16 protein-coding genes and 4 tRNA genes are annotated in these 19,316 nt (G+C 44.5%); 8 read left to right on the forward strand and 12 right to left on the reverse strand.

Annotated features, from left to right (window positions below):
- Nucleotides 1-43 precede the first annotated feature (43 nt).
- From K7A41_RS14340 to K7A41_RS14360, 5 genes are all read left to right on the forward strand, one after another.
- Nucleotides 44-1,273, forward strand: a complete 1,230-nt coding sequence (locus tag K7A41_RS14340) for a sensor histidine kinase (protein WP_028071818.1) — start codon at nt 44-46, stop codon at nt 1,271-1,273.
- On the forward strand, nt 1,254-1,805 hold the full coding sequence (locus K7A41_RS14345; protein WP_028071817.1) for a DinB family protein: 552 nt from the start codon (nt 1,254-1,256) through the stop codon (nt 1,803-1,805). Before K7A41_RS14340 ends, K7A41_RS14345 begins: the two co-directional genes overlap by 20 nt.
- Complete coding sequence (locus K7A41_RS14350) at nt 1,771-2,196, forward strand: hotdog fold thioesterase (protein ID WP_037534292.1); 426 nt, start codon at nt 1,771-1,773, stop codon at nt 2,194-2,196. Before K7A41_RS14345 ends, K7A41_RS14350 begins: the two co-directional genes overlap by 35 nt.
- Before the next feature lie 278 nt (nt 2,197-2,474).
- Entirely contained in the window at nt 2,475-3,767 is a 1,293-nt protein-coding gene (locus K7A41_RS14355; protein WP_028071815.1) for a sugar MFS transporter, read from the forward strand.
- A gap of 36 nt (nt 3,768-3,803) precedes the next feature.
- Nucleotides 3,804-4,649 carry a DUF2911 domain-containing protein gene (locus K7A41_RS14360; protein WP_265714233.1) on the forward strand — a complete coding sequence of 282 codons (846 nt, stop codon included), beginning with the start codon at nt 3,804-3,806 and terminating at the stop codon, nt 4,647-4,649.
- A 93-nt stretch (nt 4,650-4,742) separates the two neighbouring features.
- Here the strand turns inward: K7A41_RS14360 and cdaA are convergent, their stop codons facing one another.
- Nucleotides 4,743-5,537 (reverse strand): diadenylate cyclase CdaA, encoded by a 795-nt coding sequence (gene cdaA, locus K7A41_RS14365; RefSeq protein ID WP_028071813.1) that lies wholly within the window; start codon nt 5,535-5,537, stop codon nt 4,743-4,745.
- Nucleotides 5,538-5,597: 60 nt separating this feature from the next.
- Between cdaA and K7A41_RS14370 the strand changes: the two genes are divergently transcribed.
- Nucleotides 5,598-6,314 (forward strand): pyridoxine 5'-phosphate synthase, encoded by a 717-nt coding sequence (locus K7A41_RS14370; protein WP_265714234.1) that lies wholly within the window; start codon nt 5,598-5,600, stop codon nt 6,312-6,314.
- Between the two features lie 89 nt (nt 6,315-6,403).
- On the opposite strand, the gene lepB is transcribed toward K7A41_RS14370, so the two are convergent.
- From lepB to K7A41_RS14395, 5 genes are all read right to left on the reverse strand, one after another.
- Nucleotides 6,404-7,972, reverse strand: a complete 1,569-nt coding sequence (lepB, locus tag K7A41_RS14375) for a signal peptidase I (protein WP_265714235.1) — start codon at nt 7,970-7,972, stop codon at nt 6,404-6,406.
- A 16-nt stretch (nt 7,973-7,988) separates the two neighbouring features.
- Complete coding sequence (gene dapB / locus K7A41_RS14380; RefSeq protein ID WP_028071810.1) at nt 7,989-8,732, reverse strand: 4-hydroxy-tetrahydrodipicolinate reductase; 744 nt, start codon at nt 8,730-8,732, stop codon at nt 7,989-7,991.
- Nucleotides 8,733-8,818: 86 nt separating this feature from the next.
- Nucleotides 8,819-9,544, reverse strand: coding sequence for a DUF5683 domain-containing protein (locus K7A41_RS14385; RefSeq protein ID WP_265714236.1), 726 nt, complete (start codon nt 9,542-9,544; stop codon nt 8,819-8,821).
- Between the two features lies 1 nt (nt 9,545).
- Nucleotides 9,546-10,481 carry a ParB/RepB/Spo0J family partition protein gene (locus K7A41_RS14390; protein WP_028071808.1) on the reverse strand — a complete coding sequence of 312 codons (936 nt, stop codon included), beginning with the start codon at nt 10,479-10,481 and terminating at the stop codon, nt 9,546-9,548.
- 1 nt (nt 10,482) lies between these two features.
- Nucleotides 10,483-11,280 carry a ParA family protein gene (locus K7A41_RS14395; RefSeq protein WP_028071807.1) on the reverse strand — a complete coding sequence of 266 codons (798 nt, stop codon included), beginning with the start codon at nt 11,278-11,280 and terminating at the stop codon, nt 10,483-10,485.
- A gap of 227 nt (nt 11,281-11,507) precedes the next feature.
- Between K7A41_RS14395 and K7A41_RS14400 the strand changes: the two genes are divergently transcribed.
- Nucleotides 11,508-12,029 carry an NADPH-dependent FMN reductase gene (locus K7A41_RS14400; protein ID WP_265714237.1) on the forward strand — a complete coding sequence of 174 codons (522 nt, stop codon included), beginning with the start codon at nt 11,508-11,510 and terminating at the stop codon, nt 12,027-12,029.
- Between the two features lie 216 nt (nt 12,030-12,245).
- On the opposite strand, the gene K7A41_RS14405 is transcribed toward K7A41_RS14400, so the two are convergent.
- Nucleotides 12,246-15,191, reverse strand: coding sequence for a M16 family metallopeptidase (locus tag K7A41_RS14405; protein ID WP_265714238.1), 2,946 nt, complete (start codon nt 15,189-15,191; stop codon nt 12,246-12,248).
- Nucleotides 15,192-15,421: 230 nt separating this feature from the next.
- Here K7A41_RS14405 and K7A41_RS14410 point away from each other — a divergent pair, with 230 nt between their 5' ends.
- Nucleotides 15,422-16,618 carry an acyloxyacyl hydrolase gene (locus K7A41_RS14410; protein WP_265714239.1) on the forward strand — a complete coding sequence of 399 codons (1,197 nt, stop codon included), beginning with the start codon at nt 15,422-15,424 and terminating at the stop codon, nt 16,616-16,618.
- A 115-nt stretch (nt 16,619-16,733) separates the two neighbouring features.
- Here K7A41_RS14410 and K7A41_RS14415 read toward each other — a convergent pair.
- The 5 genes from K7A41_RS14415 to K7A41_RS14435 all read right to left on the reverse strand — a co-directional run bounded on the left by K7A41_RS14415 (nt 16,734) and on the right by K7A41_RS14435 (nt 19,301).
- Nucleotides 16,734-16,808, reverse strand: a tRNA-Val gene (locus K7A41_RS14415).
- A gap of 34 nt (nt 16,809-16,842) precedes the next feature.
- A tRNA-Val gene (locus K7A41_RS14420) sits at nt 16,843-16,917 on the reverse strand.
- A 9-nt stretch (nt 16,918-16,926) separates the two neighbouring features.
- A tRNA-Val gene (locus K7A41_RS14425) sits at nt 16,927-17,004 on the reverse strand.
- 9 nt (nt 17,005-17,013) lie between these two features.
- Nucleotides 17,014-17,091: transfer RNA gene (locus tag K7A41_RS14430), tRNA-Val, on the reverse strand.
- 140 nt (nt 17,092-17,231) lie between these two features.
- Nucleotides 17,232-19,301, reverse strand: a complete 2,070-nt coding sequence (locus K7A41_RS14435) for a putative porin (RefSeq protein ID WP_265714240.1) — start codon at nt 19,299-19,301, stop codon at nt 17,232-17,234.
- Nucleotides 19,302-19,316: the final 15 nt, after the last annotated feature.

Below are 19,316 nucleotides of genomic sequence, written 5' to 3' on the forward strand. Positions count from 1 at the left end.
ACATTTATTCAGTAATTTGCGGTAAAGAGACGAATAGCACATCATGAAACCTTATCAGATAAGCCAACAACGCTGGAAGTTTATCCTGCTGATATTTGCAGCAGTTATCGCCGTTGCTTCATTGGTCTATACCAATTATCTCGTTCGCAATCTCGCCCATGCCGAACGGTCCAAAGCACAGGTCTGGGCCATGAGTACGAAAAACATCATGACCATGCCCGATGTCGATGATGAGTTTATCACGTTTATCTATGCGGTTCGCGACAGTCTGAACTTACCTGCAATTATCACTGATGACAAGGAAGAAATTATTTTTTGGAGAAACCTGGACTCCACAAAGACGAATATCAAGCCGATGCACAATGATTCTGTTACAAAACACCTGGACTACGACCCCGAATATTTTCAGAAGCAGCTTGCCTTCATGAAGAAAAGCCATGCGCCCATCACACTGGAGTTGGAGAATGGACAAAAGTGGCATGTATATTATAAAGATTCCTGGTTTTTGCAGCAGCTGCGCGTATTCCCTTATGTCCAATTATCGCTTATCGCACTGTTCTTAATTATTGCTTATACCGTGTTCAACTCGATCCGTAAATCTGAGCAGAACCTGGTCTGGGTGGGTTTGACAAAAGAAGCCGCACACCAGCTGGGCACTCCTATATCGTCGCTTATGGGATGGTTAGAGCTCATTCGTATCAAATTTGACGCTGAGGAAGACGATACCCTTAATGAGATGGAAAACGATATCAAGAGGCTCGAAATCGTGGCCGACCGCTTCTCCAAGATCGGATCGACACCCGTATTGACCAACCACAATCTGTATGAGGTCATCGAAAATTATGTGGATTATTTCAGGGTACGCACAAGCAATAAAATCACGTTTGAGTTAACCGGAGATAAACATGTCGAGGCAAAACTCAATGTCCCATTGTTCGACTGGATCATCGAAAATTTATTGAAAAACGGAGTAAATGCCATTGGCACAGAAGGAAAGATAACTGTTAATATTTCAGAAAATATTGCGAAAGAAGAAATTTTTATAGACATTAGTGATACGGGTAAAGGAATTCCGCGCTCAGATTTTGACTCGATATTCCAGCCCGGATTTACAACGCGAAAGAGAGGCTGGGGACTGGGCCTTAGCTTGACCAAACGGATGGTCCGGTATCATCAGGGTCAAATCTTTGTGAAAGAATCTGAAATAGGTAAAGGAACAACATTTCGAATAATCTTAAAAAGTAACTTAAAATATGAAGCCACTCAAATCTGACGAATATCCAGCAGTCTACGCGCCGTACATAGAGACTGTAGTCGATGACAACGTATTGGATGCATTGGAAGAACAGATACTTTCCTTTCCTGCATTTTTAGACTCCATTCCAGAGGAAAGAGGTAACTTCAAATACGCGGAAGACAAATGGACTATCAAAGAAGTCGTCGGCCATGTGATCGACAACGAACGCATCATGGCCTACCGTGCCTTACGTTTTTCACGCAACGACCTGAAAGAGCTGACAGGCTATGACCAGGATTATCTAATACAGTATTCCCGCTACAACGAGCGGACGCTAGAAAGCCTGAGCAAAGAATTCACCTATCTACGTAAAGCCAATATGATGCTATTCAACAGCTTTAATGAGGCGGAACTGGAGCGCAAAGGCATGGCCTCCGAACGTCTGGTCAGCGTCAAAGCACTATTGTATGTGATTGCAGGTCACCTCAACCACCATCGTATTATCATTCAGGAACGCTACTTAAACTCTGACGATGTCAAAAATCTGGTTTCAGCACTACAACATTGACGAAATAAACGTCTTTTTTAACAAGTACCTGTCAGGCTTGCTGGAAATTCAGGCGACCCAGATTGACGACAACAGCATTACCGCCACCATGCCAGTGACCGACAAGGTGAAGCAGCCCCATGGAATACTTCATGGCGGTGCCTCCGTTGTCCTCGCCGAGTCTTTGGGCAGTATTGCCTCCAACTTGGTGGTAGACCCCGAAAAATATCGAGGCGTGGGCCTGGAGGTGAATGCCAACCATCTGAGGCCGGTCAGTAGCGGCGTAATCACCGCCATATGCAGCCCGATCCATATCGGCCGCTCAACGCATGTCTGGGAAATCAAAATGTACGACCGCTTCAATAAGCTGAATTGTATCTCACGACTTACAGTGGCCATTGTACCAAAATAAGGTGCTGTACGCTAACTCGATTTACTTCCGGGTAAATATTCGAAAATCGGCAAGATTGCTACCCAAAGAAGAATATTTTTTATAATTTATTCTTCTTTTTTTTGCCAAATAATTAGCAAAATACCCCTTTTTTTATTTCCGATATTCAAGAAAATTAAGTAGTCTTGTAGGATGGATAACTAAAAATTCAGTAAAAATAGCGTGCAATCGTTTGCTTAACGACTCTTTGTACTGATCCTGGTCCGAGAACGATAACTTAACTAAATATAATTAAAAAAATGACCACTAATCCTAATTCGGGTAGAACAGCAATAGTCCCTATGCTCATTTGCTGTGCACTATTTTTTATTTTGGGCTACATTACATGGGCCAACGGAGCGTTGATTCCTTTCGTACGGCTGGCATTTAATCTGGAAACAGATACCCAGGCCTTTCTGATTCTTTTTGCTTCTTATATTGCCTATTTTTTTCTAGCCTTACCCAGTTCATGGATTTTGAGCAAAATTGGATTTAAAAACGGGCTTGTCGCCAGTTTGGTCCTAATTATCATCGGTGCCCTTATCATCCTTCCGGCAGCGTCAAACTTAAGCTACCAGCTTTTCCTGATTGCTATATTCGTCCAAGCCTCAGGTATGGCTTTATTACAGACAGCTATTAATCCCTATTTAAGTATCATTGGCCCGATAGAAAGTGCTGCCCAGCGGATTTCCATTGTGGGCATCTTTAACAAAACGGCGGGCATGATCGTTCCCGTGGTCCTGGGCAGTATCTTGTTAAAGGATTACGACACGATATCCAGCAAAATCAAAGAACTTAAGGTTGGTGCCGAACACGATGCGCTATTAGCAGAACTATCCGAACGGCTACACGGTCCATATATCGGCGTTGCAGTAGGTGTAGCGATTCTGGCCATCATCGTATTTGCTGTCAAAATGCCTGATGTGGATGTCAACAAGGAAGAAGAAGAGTCTGATGAAGCAGCAGTTGCAGGCACCAGGAAGACAAGCATCTTCCAATTTCCACACCTCTTTCTCGGATTTCTTGCTATTTTCTTTTGCGTGGCCGTGGAGGTCATGGCAGGCGATATTATCGGCACCTACGGCCGGTTGCTTTCCTTACCGCCGTTTTTTGTGAAATACGGAACAACATTTACCCTTGTCTGCATGCTCGTCGGTTATTTTATCGGGATTATTACGATCCCACGCTTTGTCTCCCAGCAGACGGCGCTGCGCATCTGTACATTGGTGGGAATTGCATTCACAGCAATCTCAGCTTTCTCCACAGGCTTAACTTCCTACATTTTTGTCGCGCTTCTGGGTGTGGCAAACGCCCTGATGTGGCCTGCGATCTTCCCGCTCGGTATCAAGGGACTGGGCCGTTTTACGAAAGTGGGTTCGGGTGTCATGATTATGGGTATCGCCGGTGGAGCGATCTGGCCCTTGATCTATGGATACCTTAAAGATACCCTACATGTAGATTTTCAGCATGCCTTCCTCTTTGCTATGGTGCCAGCTTATTTATATATTTTATTCTTTGCTGTTAAAGGTCATCAAGTCGGAAAAAACGGATAAAAGATCACAAATATTGACAAACAAACATGTAAACAGATGAAAAAAAGTTTTTTTACCATTGCTACAGCTGCCGTTCTGCTGCTCACCGCAAACGCAGCCTCTGCGCAGCTGAAGCTACCTGCTGCTAGCAGCGCCCAGACAGTCACACAGGGACTGGGAATCGAAAATGTGACCCTCAGCTATAGCAGGCCGAGCATGAATGGCCGTAAAATTTTTGGCGAGCTTGTCCCATATAACGAGGTATGGCGCACGGGTGCTAATACCAATACTACACTGACATTTGAAGGGGATGTCAGCTTAAACGGCCATAAACTCGCAGCAGGTACCTACGCCTTGTTTACCATTCCCAATAAATCAGAATGGACAGTGATCATCAGCAAAAACACCAAACAATGGGGAGCTTATACCTATAATCAGGCTGAAGATGCCCTTCGTTTTAACGTTAAACCACAAACGCTGAATACAGCTGTGGAGACATTCACGATCTCCTTTGACAATGTAACACCCACCAGTGCCGTACTCAGCCTTGCCTGGGAAAAAACAGCCATAAAAGTCGATCTGAAAGTGGAGCAGCAGGCGAAGATTCTGGCGTCCATCGACGAGGCCATGAAGGGCGAGAAAAAACCATATTTTGCCGCCGCTCAATACTATTTCAATAACAACCTCGATCTGAATAAAGCACTAGTTTGGTTTGACGAAGCCGCTAAAGCACAGCCGAAAGCTGCTCACGTGCTGTACTGGAAAGCAAAAGCGCAATTGAAAGCAGGCGACAAAAAAGGCGCAATCGAAACCGCCACCAAAGGGGTAGAAATAGCGACCGAGGGTAAAAATAGCGAATACATCAAGCTAAATACCCAAGTCCTTAATGCAGCAAAAAAATAGGACAAAACAAAAAAACAGGTGGAAAATGCTAGTAAAAGCGTGTTCTAACCGACAATAATAGAAAGAAATGGGTACTTTATAGGTGCCCATTTTTTATAATTCGTCTTTTAGCAATTGTTCCAATTCTTCGGGCGACACGTTCATATTCACGTTGCCATCCTTTGCAAATGAGATCTCCCCGGTTTCTTCAGAGACGATCACCGCAACAGCATCCGAGATTTCCGTAACACCTATTGCCGCACGGTGCCGCAATCCAAACTGCAAGGGTAGGTCTTCGCTATCCGACAACGGCAACACGCAGGAAGCTGTCATGATCTTAAAATCCACGATGACCACCGCCCCATCATGCAGTGGACTATTTTTATGAAAAATACTCTCGATCAGGCGCTTTGAGATCTGTGCATCGATATATTCACCACTACTCTGGTAATATTCCTCATCAAAGTATTTGGAGAAAACCAGCAGTGCTCCGGTCCGGGTTCGTGACATGCTTCTGCAAGCCTCGATGACAGGCCGAAGGTCTTCCGTTAAATCTTTTTGAATGGCTTTCTTATTGCCCAAAAAAGACCAAAAAACCTTCTTTCGTTTCATGGAAATATTTTTGCCGACATGGAGTAAAAACCGTCTGATTTCCTGCTGGAAGACAACAATTAGTGCAATAGATCCGACAGAAATAAATCCGCCGAATATCTCGGTCAGCAAACGCATATGCATTTGTTTCACGACAATATAGACGCCGTAAAACAGGGCGACCCCAATCAGGATATTCACAGCAATCGTGCCCCGGATCAAACTATAGATATAGTAGATAATGATCGCTACTAATATGATATCAATAACGTCCAATAAGCGAAAGCCACTAAACAAGCTGTAATCGATTCCATCCATATATGCAAGTTAAAAAAAAATAGATATTATTTGTATTTTTACATCATAACATAGAGAAAAATGACCAGACTTTCAGTAAATATCAATAAAATCGCAACGCTCAGAAATTCAAGGGGGGGCAACAACCCGAATCTGCTTGCTGCAGCTCTGGCCTGCGAACGTTTTGGTGCCCAGGGTATCACCGTACACCCCAGACCTGACGAAAGACATATTCGCTATCAGGATGTATTTGACCTAAAGGCCGAGATCCGGACTGAGCTGAATATCGAAGGGAACTGCCAGGAACAGAAGTTTGTTGATCTTGTACTGGCCAACAAACCCGCTCAGGTGACACTCGTTCCCGATACTCTGGGACAGCTGACCTCCAATCATGGCTGGGATACGATTAAGCACAAAGACTATCTAAGTGATATGTGCAAATTGTTTAAGGACGCAGGTATACGGGTGTCCATCTTTGTTGATCCTGTGGAAGAAATGGTGGAGGCTGCAGCCGCAACAGGTACCGACCGGGTCGAACTATATACAGAGGGTTACGCCAGTGAATATGGTTTTGACAAGGAAGCGGCAATCAAACCTTATTTTAAAGCAGCATTAAAGGCCCGCGAAGTTGGCTTGGGCCTCAATGCGGGGCATGACCTTGACCTCAATAATCTACAGTATTTTAATCAGCATATCCCCGAGCTACTGGAAGTGAGCATCGGGCATGCACTGATTTCAGATGCCCTGTATTTGGGATTGGAAGAAACCATCAAGCGCTATCTGGCCTGTTTGAAGTAAACCGGGTGGCATAACAATCATTATAACGGCAAAGGGCTTTCTGAATGAAAGCCTTTTGCCGTTAATACCTATGCGAAATAAGGTATGCTTTAATGAATTCCTTTAAAAATACGGTTCCAGCGGATTTTGGATAATCCTGTACCGATATCATCCCAGCTCATCCAGGTGAAAAGTGCCTTACCGACAATATGGTCTTCAGGAACAAAACCCCAGCCTCTGGAATCCAGCGAGTTGTGACGGTTGTCCCCCATCATCCAGAAGTAGTCCATTTTGAAGGTATAATGATCGGCTTTGACATCATTGACGTAGATACCATCTGCGCGTTTTTCCAGCTTATTGTTTTCGTAAACACGGATTGCGCGCTCGTAAATTGGCAGCGTCTTCGCATTGAGGGCCACTGTCCATCCCTTTTTCGGAATTAGAATCGGACCAAAATTGTCAAAATCCCATTTATATTGAGGATCATATGGATAAGCCCCTTCTCCAGCAGTATTCCTTCTGATTTCTTTTACATTCGACCAGGACTTTACCAGCTCCAGTTCATCTTTGGTCATAAACAGCTGGTAGACGCCGGGCTGCTGATCGGAGGCTCCACCTTCAATACGCAGCTCGCGCAGACGGTCCATATTCAATGGACTGCCATCTGTCAGCACAATGTAGTCCAGCTGACTTTCAGGTGGATCGAAGCCGGGCTGATCATTCACAAACAGTTTGGCATCCTTCATAAAGATCTTATCTCCCGGCAAGCCTACACAACGCTTAATATAATTCTCCCGCTTATCGATGGGTCTAGCTTGGATAGTAAACTGTGCATTGACCGTTTGCCATCCGTAAGCTCTTACCAGATCATAATAGCTGGCATTCTGGTTTTCCAGAGCGACAGTGTCGCCTGCTGGAAAGTTAAAAACGACAACATCATTGCGTTTAATTTTCTGAAACCCGGGTAAACGCTTGTAAGGCAATTCAATCAGCTCAGAATAAGCCTTCCCCCCTGTCACCGGCATGGTGTGGTGTGCAAACGGAAAGGCTATGGGCGTATTGGGTACGCGAGGGCCATAATTTAACTTACTAACGAACAGGAAATCACCGATTAATAAAGTGCGTTCCATAGATCCCGTCGGGATCATATAAGCTTCGATCAAAAACCCCCGGATCAGTGAGGCAGCAACTGTGGCAAATACGATTGCATCCGCCCATTCCCGCACCATCGATTTCTTATATGGATATTTAATTTTGTATTCCTTATAGGATTCCTGTTCAATTTCATCCCGTTTCTCTTCCGTCAGCTCCACGCCCTCCTGGGCAGCAGCTTTTAAGTTTTTAGCATATAAGCCATTCAAAAAACGCACATTATTATCCTTTGCCCACATTGGCAGCACGATAAACGGAACAAGGACCGCTGCCGCGTTTTCCCAAAACCGGCGTTTGCCGAAACAGTGGATGAAGTCTAGGTAAAGATTATAGAAAATAAACACATTCACAATGGGAACCAGCAATAAGATCACCCACCATGTCGGTCTGTTTGTCAATTTGGCCTGTATATATTGACTATAAAAAGGTACGATTGCTTCCCAGCCTTTTCTGCCAGCCTTAACAAACAATTGCCAGAGTCCATAACCTGATATTGCCGTTAAAACCGCAAAGATAATTAACCACATATTCTACGAATTAGTACTATTTATTAAAATCAAAAATTTCCGTTACTTGATAGAAACCCTTCTTGCCATTTAGCCATTCGGCAGCCACCACAGCTCCCAGCGCAAAGCCGTCACGGCTATGTGCCGTATGTTTGAATTCGATCTGATCCACTTCAGAACTGTAGAGTACAGTATGCGTCCCCGGCACCTCTTCGATACGGTGACTTTCGATGAGCAGCTCGTCCGGTTTTGGAATAATTTCGTCCTGTTCACCGACAACAGTATTTACCCATTTGCTTTTCACGTCACTGTTGTCAAGGATTCCCTCAGCAATTGTGATGGCCGTGCCACTCGGAGCGTCCAGCTTATGGATATGATGAATTTCTTCTACCTGAACATCGTATTGTTTGTAAGGTTGCAAAGCTTTGGCTAATATCCTATTGACATGGAAAAACACATTCACGCCGATCGAGAAATTCGACCCATATAATATTGTTCCATTTTTTTCTGCGCATTTGTTCTTGACCTGTTCCAGCTGATCGTACCAGCCTGTCGTCCCCACAACAATAGGCACGCCGGCTTCCAGACAAAGATCCATATTATCCAGAGCAGCTGCCGGAATGCTAAAGTCTATCGCGACATCGGCTCCTTTGATATCATCAATTGTCAGACCGGGACGATTATTTTCATCCACAATTAAAAAAATCTGGTGGCCTCTTTTAAGTGCATATCTTTCGATAATCTGCCCCATTTTGCCATATCCCAAGAGAACGATGTTCATATATTTAGAAAATAAAGTATAGTATAATTTTAAAATTAAAAAATTCCCACGAAAAACAGCTACAAAAGTAGTGATAACGAAGACTTTTAATTGAATTTCATGGATAATTTCAATCCTACTGTGGGTTTAAAGCTATACGTGCCGGACGCAAGCCCAGCATCCATCAAGGTAGGACCGATCGAAAGGGCTGTTTTTTTGGGTTTATCTTCGCCGATATTCCAACGGTATTTTAACATGGAGTCAATATATGCTTCGGCGACATTCAGGCCATATACCCCCAGCGTCAGCAACACCATCAGGTCCCGGTTGCGCCGTGCATTATCTTTGGCCCGGATGATGGACTGGTCCGGAACACCGTTATAATACGGGTCTTCGACTGCGCGGCCATCCGCCCTGGCCTGCAGTACCCCCAGCAGTTCCTTGTAATAGCGGTTATTGAAGTCAAAAACAAGCACGGTAGACAACAGCCCGCCGTAAATCGCCGGTACTTTGATCCACCAGACCCCGCCGTTGGTATATTGCCCCCATCCCGGTAGGATGAGCGAGCGCTTCCATGCCTGCCGGTTTTTAGCTTCGATTGCCAAACGTGTAGAATCTTTGAAGACCGTCTTTTCCTTTGCTTTTGCCTCTTCTTTTTCTCTTCGCTTTCGCTCCTTTCGGGATTCCTTTTTCACCGTGTCCTGTAGGGATTTCGCCTTTAAACTGTCTGATTTAACGGTTGTCACCTGCTTCTTGGAGATTGAATCCACAGTCTGGCCGTTGACAAGCAAAACGGCAAATAAGGCCAGGAGCAAACTTACTAACTTGGCCATACTACCAATCTAACAGTTCAAGGATACGGCTTAAATCATCTTCGGACTCAAAAGGAATCTCGATGGCACCTTTACCTTTCGCACTTTTCAGATTGAGCTTGACACGTGAAGAAAATTTAGAGGCCAGGTCATCTTCAATCTTTTGGAGTTGAAAAGACATTGCCGGCTTCTCTTTCCCTGTCTTTTTCTTTCCACCTTTCTGGAGTTCACGGACAAGCTCTTCTGCTTTCCTAACCGACAATCCCTGATCGATGATCAGTTTGAATATATAAAGCTGTTTATCAACCTCTGGTATATTGATCAGCGCACGGGCATGTCCCATGGTTAGGGCCCCGTCGCGTATTGCAGCCTGAATCACCGGTGGTAGCTTGAGCAGACGCAGATAGTTTGTTACTGTCGAGCGATTTTTGCTGACACGCTCTCCGAGCTCCTCCTGCTTCAGATTACATTCCTCGATCATACGCTGAAAACTCAAAGCGACCTCTATCGCATTCAGGTTTTCACGCTGGATATTTTCAATCAACGCCATCTCCAGCATCTGCTGATCATTGGCGGTACGGATATAAGCTGGAATTTCCGTAAGACCAGCCAGTCTCGACGCACGTAGACGTCGCTCACCCGAAATCAACTGGTAGTTTCCATCTGAAATTTTCCGGACGGTGATCGGCTGGATCAAGCCCTGCAGCTGAATGGATTCCGATAGCTCCTGCAGCGCTACTGGATCAAATTCTGTACGGGGCTGAAAGGGATTCACCGATATTTCTTCCACACGGACATGACTAATACTGCCCGTTTCTTTCGTTTTGTTTATGGGAGAAGAGGTCACAAGCGGCGCTTCCTCAACCTGTTGATTACTTTTAGCCGGAATATCTACGCTATCATTTAATAGAGCACCTAAACCTTTTCCCAGACCTGTTTTACGCTGATGTGCTGCCATATTATGCGGTTACTGTTGTATTCATTTCATTAAGATGTCCGTTCTTCTGCAATATCTCACGTGCCAGATTCAAATAATTGATCGCTCCTTTACAGGATGCGTCATGCATAATGACGGAAATACCGAAGCTTGGCGCTTCACTTAAACGGGTATTACGTTGAATGATGGTATCAAAAACTAAATCAGTAAAATGCGTTTTCACTTCTTCGACCACCTGGTTGGAAAGTCTTAAACGAACATCATACATGGTTAACAATATTCCTTCGATTTCCAAACTGGTATTCAAACGGTTCTGGACAATTTTTATGGTGTTCAATAACTTACCCAAGCCCTCCAATGCAAAATATTCACATTGCACCGGGATGATGACAGAATCCGAAGCCGACAAAGCGTTGATTGTAATTAAGCCCAAGGAGGGAGAACAGTCGATGATAATAAAATCATAATCTTGTTTGACCTGATCCAGAATCTTTTTCATTTTATACTCCCTCTCGTGCATATTGATCATTTCAATCTCAGCACCTACCAGATCAATGTGGGCAGGCAAAAGGTCCAAATTCGGGGTTTCGGTCTGCTGTATAGCTTCCCTCGGGTCCAGGTCGTTTACCAGACACTCGTATACACTTGCTGTAATTGTACGAGGGTCAAAACCGATCCCAGAAGTCGAGTTGGCCTGCGGATCCGCATCCACCAGCAGTGTTTTATATTCTAAAACCGCTAAACTTGCCGCCAGATTGATTGACGTTGTGGTCTTTCCGACTCCTCCTTTTTGGTTTGCGATTGCGATTATTTTTCCCATCTTGAATGAAAACCTTTCTTAATTAAAATGTCTCTGTGCACTACATTTCACTTTTGCGAAGATTAATCTGCCAAAATATTCACGCTCATGACGAAAGAGCAGAACAAATGCAGCATATTTCGTACTTTTGAAGGATCAAAAGCACATATCCTCAGGATGCTAAGATACAAAAAATCAAGATATGTATCCACTTCGAAATAGTGCTTTTTATAAGTATCAACAGCACAATGATTTTAATAATATCCGGAACAAACCGTCCAAATAGTAAAACGTTTAAAATAGCAAAATGCTACCAGCAACTGCTTAATCGTAAGTCCATTGAGAACGAAATTCTCTCTTTATCGGATCTTCCGCCCAATATATTGGAAACAGATCTATACGGGAGGCGAAGTACTGCATTTGAACCTATACAGCAGAAGGTCAGCGATGCTGAAATGTTTATTTTTATTGCGCCCGAATACAATGGGAGCATCCCCGGCGCACTCAAGCTCTTTATCGACTGCTGTACTTTCCCCATCAGCTTTTATCACAAAAAAGTTGCATTGGTCGGATTATCTTCAGGGCGATATGGCAACATCAGGGGAATAGATCATCTGACAGGCATATGCCATTACCTCAGAATGCATGTCCTCCCGCTTAAAATATTTCTCCCACATGTTCAGAACGAACTGGATGACAAGGGGGAACTATTCAAAGAAGACACCTTGCAGTTCATCAACGAACAGATTGAAGAAATCGCAAGATCTTGACAAAAGCACGTATTTCTTTTCGTTGCACCTTTGGACGTGCTTCGCCCCATGTTCGTACCTTGTTCGCAAACCTTACTATTCCCCTACTCTTTGTCCACTCCTTCCCTACTGTTAATGTAGAGAAAGAGGGGACGAAATGTGGACAATCAGTGAACAAAAGCCGAACGAGATACGAATGGCTTACGAACAGGAGCCGGATAAGGGACAAAAAGAAGATTAATAACCGAACAACTCCTTTAAATCCACTTTTTTGACCTCACCCAACTTGGCAAGATCTTCCTGCTTGAGGTTCTCTTCCTTCGCCACGATACAATACACGTAGGGTTTGTTGCTCATTTCGTTCTTATGGAAGGCATTCAAATCTGCATAAGACAGTTTAGGAGCCTGCTCATAGACTACTTTACGGATGTCCGTCGTATTTCCCAATCTTTGGGCTGCCAGATAACTGTGAAGAATAGCGGCATTCAGCACCCGTTCGCTGGCAATGGATTTCTGCAAACTGACTTTGGCAATATCCAGCCCTTTTGCACTTTCGGGAAGCACGTTCAACAGCTCGTTCATGCCTTTGATTGCTTCGTTAAATTTGTCCGCCTGCGTACCCACGTACGCTCCCACGGTATAGTGGTTTTGTTTTTTGTATGGCTGTCCATAAAACGCGTACGTCGAGTAGGCCAAGGCTTTCGATTCGCGGATTGTCTGGAATACGATACTTCCCATACCGCCTCCAAAGTAATTATTGAATAGGGCAACCGTAGGTGTCAAGGCGTTATCGTAAGCAGCAGATGTCCTATACCAAAATACCTCAGCCTGCTTCATATCAAAGTCCGCAAAGAGCACCTGATTTTTAGCTGTAGGCAGTTCCTTAAACACAAGCCCCTTTGCCGGTTCGACGTAATTTCCAGCCCCCTGTTTTAAAGGCTTGGCCTTGGCCACAAATTCGCTGGCAGACAAAGGTCCAAAGTAAAGCAAGCTGTGTTTCATGTTGGCCAGATCATGGAGGGTAGCAACAAGGTCCTCAGCTTTCAGTGCATCCAGTTCTGCATCCGTAAACACATTGTTAAATGGATTTTTAGATCCATATTTGGCATACGATTTAAGCCCTTCCATGATGGCACCCTTATTTTCTTTGGCATTTGCTCTTGCTTTCTTAAGGCGAGCGATATACATTTTGAAGGCCTGGTGATCCGCCACACAATTGCGCAACAAATCCTGTATCAGGTCCTGTGTCGCCCCAAAGTTTGTATTCAGCCCTGAGATCGAAACCACCGTTTCTTCATTTCCTGCTGATACGGAGAAATCCGATGCCAATTGGTAGAAATCTTTGCTAAACTGTTCACTGGACTTGTCTTTAGTTCCCAGAAATTCCAGATATCCTGCAGCCAGTGAAAGCAATTTATTATTCCATTTGCCCACGTCAAAACGGTAAGACAAGGAGAACAGTTCGTTGTCCGCATTCTTCACTGCCAGTACAGGCAAACCATGTGCGGTGGCTTTTTGCACATCCTTTTGGTAATCGACCCATACGGGCTGAATTTTATCCTCCGGCATGGCTTCTACCTGTTTTAAGAAATCGGACTGATCGTCACGGTTGACCGTCACAGGCGTAATCTCCGGCTTGACGACTTTGACGACATTGGTATCTACACCCTTACGCTTATAGACCACCACGTAATTATTATCGTTCAGGTACTTGTTGGCAAAGTCTACCACATCCTGTTTGGTGATTTTATTCAGTTCGTCCGAGTAGCCAACTACCGATGCCCAGTCCTGACCAGAGGTGAACGCATCCATCAATGCTTCCGCCCGGTCACCGTAATTTTCATTTTGCTTAATTTCGTCTTTTTTTGCATTGTTGACAATCGCGGCAATCAAATCATCTGAGAACTCACCTTTGCGCAACTTTGCCAGTTCCCCTAACAGCAGCTGCTGCACCTCTTCCAAACGCTGTCCCTGTCCGGGATTCCCTTGTAAGATGAGCAAAGAATAGTCCTTAAGCACATACGGGAAAGCACCTGCTCCCAGCAATTTTTGGTTCTTTACCAGATCCAGATCGATCAGACCAGCGGACCCGTTGGTCAGTATCTGGCTCATCAAGTTCAGCATCCGCGCATCTTTCGTCGCAGCACCAGGAAAACGGAATCCCATAAACATGAATTCGGCATCGGGTCCTTTGACTTCCCTAACGACGGGCTTCAAGATTGGCTCTTCAGGCTCAAAGGTATAGGGAGGAATCTCCTTCGGCTTCATGAAAGCGAAACTTTGATCCACCTTGCGCACCACCTCAGTCGGATCAAAATCACCTGACATGATGACGCCCATATTATTCGGCACGTAATACGTGTTGAAATACTCACGGATCGCTTTTAGCGAAGGATTTTTCAGATGTTCCACCGTACCGATGGTCGTCTGCTTACCGTAATTATTATTGGGAAACGCCGCCTCAAACATCGCTTCCACTGCTTTACGGCCATCTTTGTCCAAACTAATATTTTTTTCCTCATAAACAGCTTCCAGTTCGGTGTGGAACAGGCGCAGCACAGGATTTCTGAACCGCTCAGCCTGCACAGCAAGATATTTGTCCATCACATTGCTGGGAATCTGCTCCTGATAGACAGTCTGCTCAAAGGAGGTAAAGGCATTGGTTCCTTCAGCCCCCATAGAGGCCATCAGCTTGTCATACTCATTGGCGATCGCATATTTTGCCGCCTCGCCCGACACCCTATCAATCTCCTTATATATGGCTTTTCGCTGAGTCTCGTCCGTCGTACTATTGTACTTTTCGTAAAGTGCATCGATCTGATCCAACAAAGGTTTTTCCTTTGCCCAATCTTTAGAGCCGAATTTATCAGTCCCCTTAAACAGCATATGCTCGAGATAGTGTGCCAGACCAGTGTGATCTTTCGGATCGGTCTTGCTGCCTGCTTTTGTCGCAATGTAAGTTTGGATGCGAGGTTCTTTCTTGGTCGGACTCAAGATGACGGTTAGACCATTTTTCAGCTTATAAAATCTGGAATGGGTCGGATCGTTGGTAACATACTTGTAGTTGTATCCACCCTCCGAGGCTTCTTTCCATTCGAATTTGGCTGTTTGGGCAAACAAGGTAACCCCTGCTGTTGTTAGAGCGAATGTAACAGCAGTCATTCTAAATAGGTTTTTAATCATATTTCCTTTTTCTTTTCAACCCAAACTTAGATAAATTGCTCTTCATATGCAAGATACTTAACAACATATAAAAAACAATTGCCCAAGATCCGTGTTAAGGAAATACTTTTGATAGCTGAAATGCGACAATTTGTCAAACAAGGGCGACAAGTGGTCAATCGATATTGTTACAATGGTCAATCATTCTTATTTTTGCAACAATTTTTTAAAAAAACGCTAATGTTTATTTCATGAGATCAAGCATACTTGTTTTTGTGGTCTTCGCGCTTCTTTCTTATCGTACGTCTGCGCAGGTCACTCCCAGAATAGAAAACCCCAAGGATTCGCTCAGCAGCCGTACTCCCGCAAAAACAAGGTTGATTTTTCAAGTGGAACATGAGAGTGGTGGTGAGCTCAAATTCAATGAGCGCACCAAACAGACCCTGGCAGATTCTTACTACAGTGGGCTCAACTTCCGCGTCGGTTTCCAGTCTCAGTTTCAGGACTCCATCAAAAGCATCTACAATGAGATATATAACTATCCGATCTACGGAGTGGGGCTATACAGTAGCACCTTCGGTCAAGAGCATCTGGGCCGTCCGTTTGCGTTTTACGGCTTCGTGGCCATCCCCATTAAACCGAAAGTAAACAGCAGGTGGAACTTCAATTATCGCATCGCACTGGGCCTTTCCGGTCGGTTTAACCCATATAATGAAGAAGAAAATCCTTTTAATCTCATCATCGGAAGTAAGAACAACGTGTTTATCGACCTTGGGCTACAGGCCAACTATCGATTAAGCCGCAAGTTTCAGGTGGGTGCGGGCGTAGCGTTCCATCACTTTAGCAACGGCGCATTAGCGCTACCAAACACAGGAATCAACTTGCTGCCTTTAAGCCTCTCCGTCTCCTACATTCCCACAAACAAACCCTTTGACTTTAGAAAAAGTAACGTTCCAAAAATGGAAGAAATTGAGGAATTGCATTTCAATTATGCTTTTGGTTTCAAACAGATCGACAGAGAGCATGACGGGCAATATTTCAAATCAACTTTGGGCGCCTATTACAGTAAGCATTTAGGCTATAAATGGCGTTTGGGTGCAGGTCTCGATGCTTTCTATTCTGCCAGTGGCAATGATGAGAAAATCGCGGGCGATAAGGCGGGCAAGTTCTCTTCACTCTTTTCCTATGGACCAGCCTTTTATATTGACCATGTGCTAAACTCCAGACTATACCTTAACGGAAATGTCGGCGTATATCTCCACAGAAACAAGTTCAACGGCGAGAGCACACCGGTGTACCTGAGAGCCGGCGTCCGTTACAAAGTATACAAAGATTTTTTCGCGGGAGTCTCTATCAAAGCCCATGGCGGCAAAGCAGACTTTATCGAATGGACGACCGGTTATGGATTTAAGTTAGGTAAAAAACGGGCTGCTCCCAGAGGCAACTAAATAACAACAGCTATACCCCTATCTGATTTCGGACGGAAGAGCTGTCCGATAAACACGAATAAAAATAAGGCACCTGAAAACAAAAAAAGCGTTCTTAGGAACGCTTTTTGTCTTGTGGGGATTACTGGGTTCGAACCAGTGACCCCTACCTTGTCGATGTAGTGCTCTAAACCAGCTGAGCTAAATCCCCTAACGAAAAAAAAGCACCCGTTGTGTGCTTTATGTGGAGGCTACTGGATTCGAACCAGTGACCCTCTGCTTGTAAGGCAGATGCTCTGAACCAGCTGAGCTAAGCCTCCGTTTTGGAATGGTGGAGAATACTGGATTCGAACCAGTGACCCTCTGCTTGTAAGGCAGATGCTCTGAACCAGCTGAGCTAATTCTCCGACTTTGTATGGTGGAGGCTACTGGATTCGAACCAGTGACCCTCTGCTTGTAAGGCAGATGCTCTGAACCAGCTGAGCTAAGCCTCCATACTTTTTTTAAAGAACGCCGTTCCCTAATTGCGTGTGCAAATATAGCTTAAAAATTCTATTCTCAAAATTATTTTAGAAGATTTTCCACGCCAAAGAGCACAACAAGCTAAAAAACACGCATATAATTTTAATGGAAATTAGTCATAGAACTTCCACGAAACACCAAATCTGAAGTTGGCCGGATTCATGGGATAGCGTCTGACCGTATAATATCCACGCGGATAAAAATTCTGATTCAGGAAGTTATAACTCAAAAACATATTGACACGTTGTATGTTGGCCGTTACCCACACATCCATAATGGGGTAAGTCGAAAACTCGATCTGCTGATAGGCATTATAAAACTGTCCTGTCCCCATGGAGTAATTGGGATTGGCGTAAGGTGTATTAAATTTCGCGTCAACCCCGATACTATAGTCAATCACCTTGAAAAATAGGTTACTATAATAGAGGCTATGCCAGGTATAGAGTTCGGGGATAGCGAGGATTTTTTGCTGGTCGGTCTTTTGGTAAACGACTAAGTTATCGAAAGTAAAATGCCTGAACTTAAACTTTTGCCCCACGGTCACTTTGAGCAGATTGGCGTTATCCAATTGTGCCGGAATGATCCATTTATCTTTTTTTGGATCGTTCTGCGCATTCGGAAGTTCTTCAAAGTACGTATAGTTATTCATCAGAAAGTACTCCACTTTTCCTCTGAAGCCGAGCATGGGGTTGCTGTACTGAAAGGATAAATTCTGAATTTTGATTTTCTTCAGATCCAGATCGTTCCATTGTCCGTAGGTATAATTCAGATTATTATAGACCATTTCAGGTGATTTGTTCTGCGAGTAAGCGCCCAATGTCACCTTACCGATTTTATCGCCCATCGAGACATCGGCTTTCGCCTCATAGAGAAAATCGCCGATATTATGCCCAAAGACGATCTGATTGGCTCTCAGACTGAAATCGAGCCGGTCCGAAAATTTATAGCCCAGCTCACCTTTTACCATACCATTCTGGTAGAATTTGTCAAATACTGTGCTATCCGGCAGCTTTTTATGCGGTTCTGGGTACGCAGCACGGTTAGTGTAATAGCGCAGCGAGTCTATCTGGCTCTGCTCTACCCAATTCATATCATGCTGGAAGGCCAGATTCAGCTTCGCCTCATTTTTAAAGATGGATTTGCCCCGCAGGAAAAAGTTATATTCAAATTCGTTGGATATATTGGTGATCGTCGTCTTGTCGTTGTTGAGCGTAAGTGCCTTATTATTGTAAGGTAAGGCCGCATACATATCTTCTAAATTTTTAAAAAAGTTGTAGGTCTGTTTTCGGATACGGGTATTATGCGCCATACTGTTGGTCGGATAGAGCTGCATGGTCGGTTTGCCTTTATCGACGGTATCCATACGCCCGACATACAGCGACTGTCTTAGGAATAGCGAATTGTCCCACCATTTGGATCGCGGAATGTTTATTTTACCGGGATCATTAAATTTAGGAGTAAAGCGACCCGGAGCCTGCCAATTCTCCGGCGCAAAGGGCTTATCTTCGGTAATGGATCCATTTTCCATGGCATCCAGCCGGTTGAATACAGCATTGATCAACAGGTTATATCGGTTATTTTTCGACTCGTACCAGGAAGCCACAGAAGCCTTCATATCCGAGTAATTCTGCATCAGATAGAAGCCATCCGTTTTGGTGGAATGGAAGTCAACGTTCATATTCCACTGTGGATTTATATTTTGCGCCACCCGCGCCCGGAACACTTGATCATCAAAAAAGAAACCCACAGCAGAAAGCTCGGAATACCGCGCCCGGGCGCGGAAGTACTGCACCGAATCCGGATTTAACAGGTAGCGTTCCAAAGCGGTAAACCCAGACTGGAACCCGATCGTTTTTTTGGGCTGGAATAATAGGTCCCGCGTGGCCAGCCCGTACGCCCCAAGATTGACACTGGGATTCCAGGGCAAATTCTGTGGATTATAGTATTGATAATTGCGATGCGAAGTATCGATCTGCCGCGTATAGGTACCCTTCTTCAGCATATCCAATGTCGCATACCGGATATATTTTGCGGACAGGATCACCGAATCTTTTTTCCCGTCCTCCCTGGCCCGGGCAGAGTCCAGTGCGCTGCTCCATTCATCGTTGCTCTGGGCAACAGCATCCATAGAACAAACAAGGAAGACACACAGTGCGGCTAATACGCGTACGATCAACTTCATCTAAAATTATCTATA

The organism is Sphingobacterium sp. InxBP1 (assembly GCF_026191775.1).
In the GTDB taxonomy this organism is placed as follows: domain Bacteria; phylum Bacteroidota; class Bacteroidia; order Sphingobacteriales; family Sphingobacteriaceae; genus Sphingobacterium; species Sphingobacterium thalpophilum.

Excerpts from the sequence above, each read along its gene's own strand:
- K7A41_RS14360 (WP_265714233.1), top strand. The coding sequence starts at position 3,804 with ATGAAAAAAAGTTTTTTTACCATTGCTACAGCTGCCGTTCTGCTGCTC.
- K7A41_RS14345 (WP_028071817.1), top strand. The coding sequence starts at position 1,254 with ATGAAGCCACTCAAATCTGACGAATATCCAGCAGTCTACGCGCCGTAC.
- K7A41_RS14400 (WP_265714237.1), top strand. The coding sequence starts at position 11,508 with ATGATTTTAATAATATCCGGAACAAACCGTCCAAATAGTAAAACGTTT.
- cdaA (WP_028071813.1), bottom strand. The coding sequence starts at position 5,537 with ATGGATGGAATCGATTACAGCTTGTTTAGTGGCTTTCGCTTATTGGAC.
- K7A41_RS14370 (WP_265714234.1), top strand. The coding sequence starts at position 5,598 with ATGACCAGACTTTCAGTAAATATCAATAAAATCGCAACGCTCAGAAAT.
- K7A41_RS14340 (WP_028071818.1), top strand. The coding sequence starts at position 44 with ATGAAACCTTATCAGATAAGCCAACAACGCTGGAAGTTTATCCTGCTG.
- K7A41_RS14350 (WP_037534292.1), top strand. The coding sequence starts at position 1,771 with ATGTCAAAAATCTGGTTTCAGCACTACAACATTGACGAAATAAACGTC.
- lepB (WP_265714235.1), bottom strand. The coding sequence starts at position 7,972 with ATGTGGTTAATTATCTTTGCGGTTTTAACGGCAATATCAGGTTATGGA.
- K7A41_RS14435 (WP_265714240.1), bottom strand. The coding sequence starts at position 19,301 with ATGAAGTTGATCGTACGCGTATTAGCCGCACTGTGTGTCTTCCTTGTT.
- K7A41_RS14410 (WP_265714239.1), top strand. The coding sequence starts at position 15,422 with ATGAGATCAAGCATACTTGTTTTTGTGGTCTTCGCGCTTCTTTCTTAT.
- K7A41_RS14405 (WP_265714238.1), bottom strand. The coding sequence starts at position 15,191 with ATGATTAAAAACCTATTTAGAATGACTGCTGTTACATTCGCTCTAACA.
- K7A41_RS14390 (WP_028071808.1), bottom strand. The coding sequence starts at position 10,481 with ATGGCAGCACATCAGCGTAAAACAGGTCTGGGAAAAGGTTTAGGTGCT.
- K7A41_RS14355 (WP_028071815.1), top strand. The coding sequence starts at position 2,475 with ATGACCACTAATCCTAATTCGGGTAGAACAGCAATAGTCCCTATGCTC.
- K7A41_RS14395 (WP_028071807.1), bottom strand. The coding sequence starts at position 11,280 with ATGGGAAAAATAATCGCAATCGCAAACCAAAAAGGAGGAGTCGGAAAG.
- dapB (WP_028071810.1), bottom strand. The coding sequence starts at position 8,732 with ATGAACATCGTTCTCTTGGGATATGGCAAAATGGGGCAGATTATCGAA.
- K7A41_RS14385 (WP_265714236.1), bottom strand. The coding sequence starts at position 9,544 with ATGGCCAAGTTAGTAAGTTTGCTCCTGGCCTTATTTGCCGTTTTGCTT.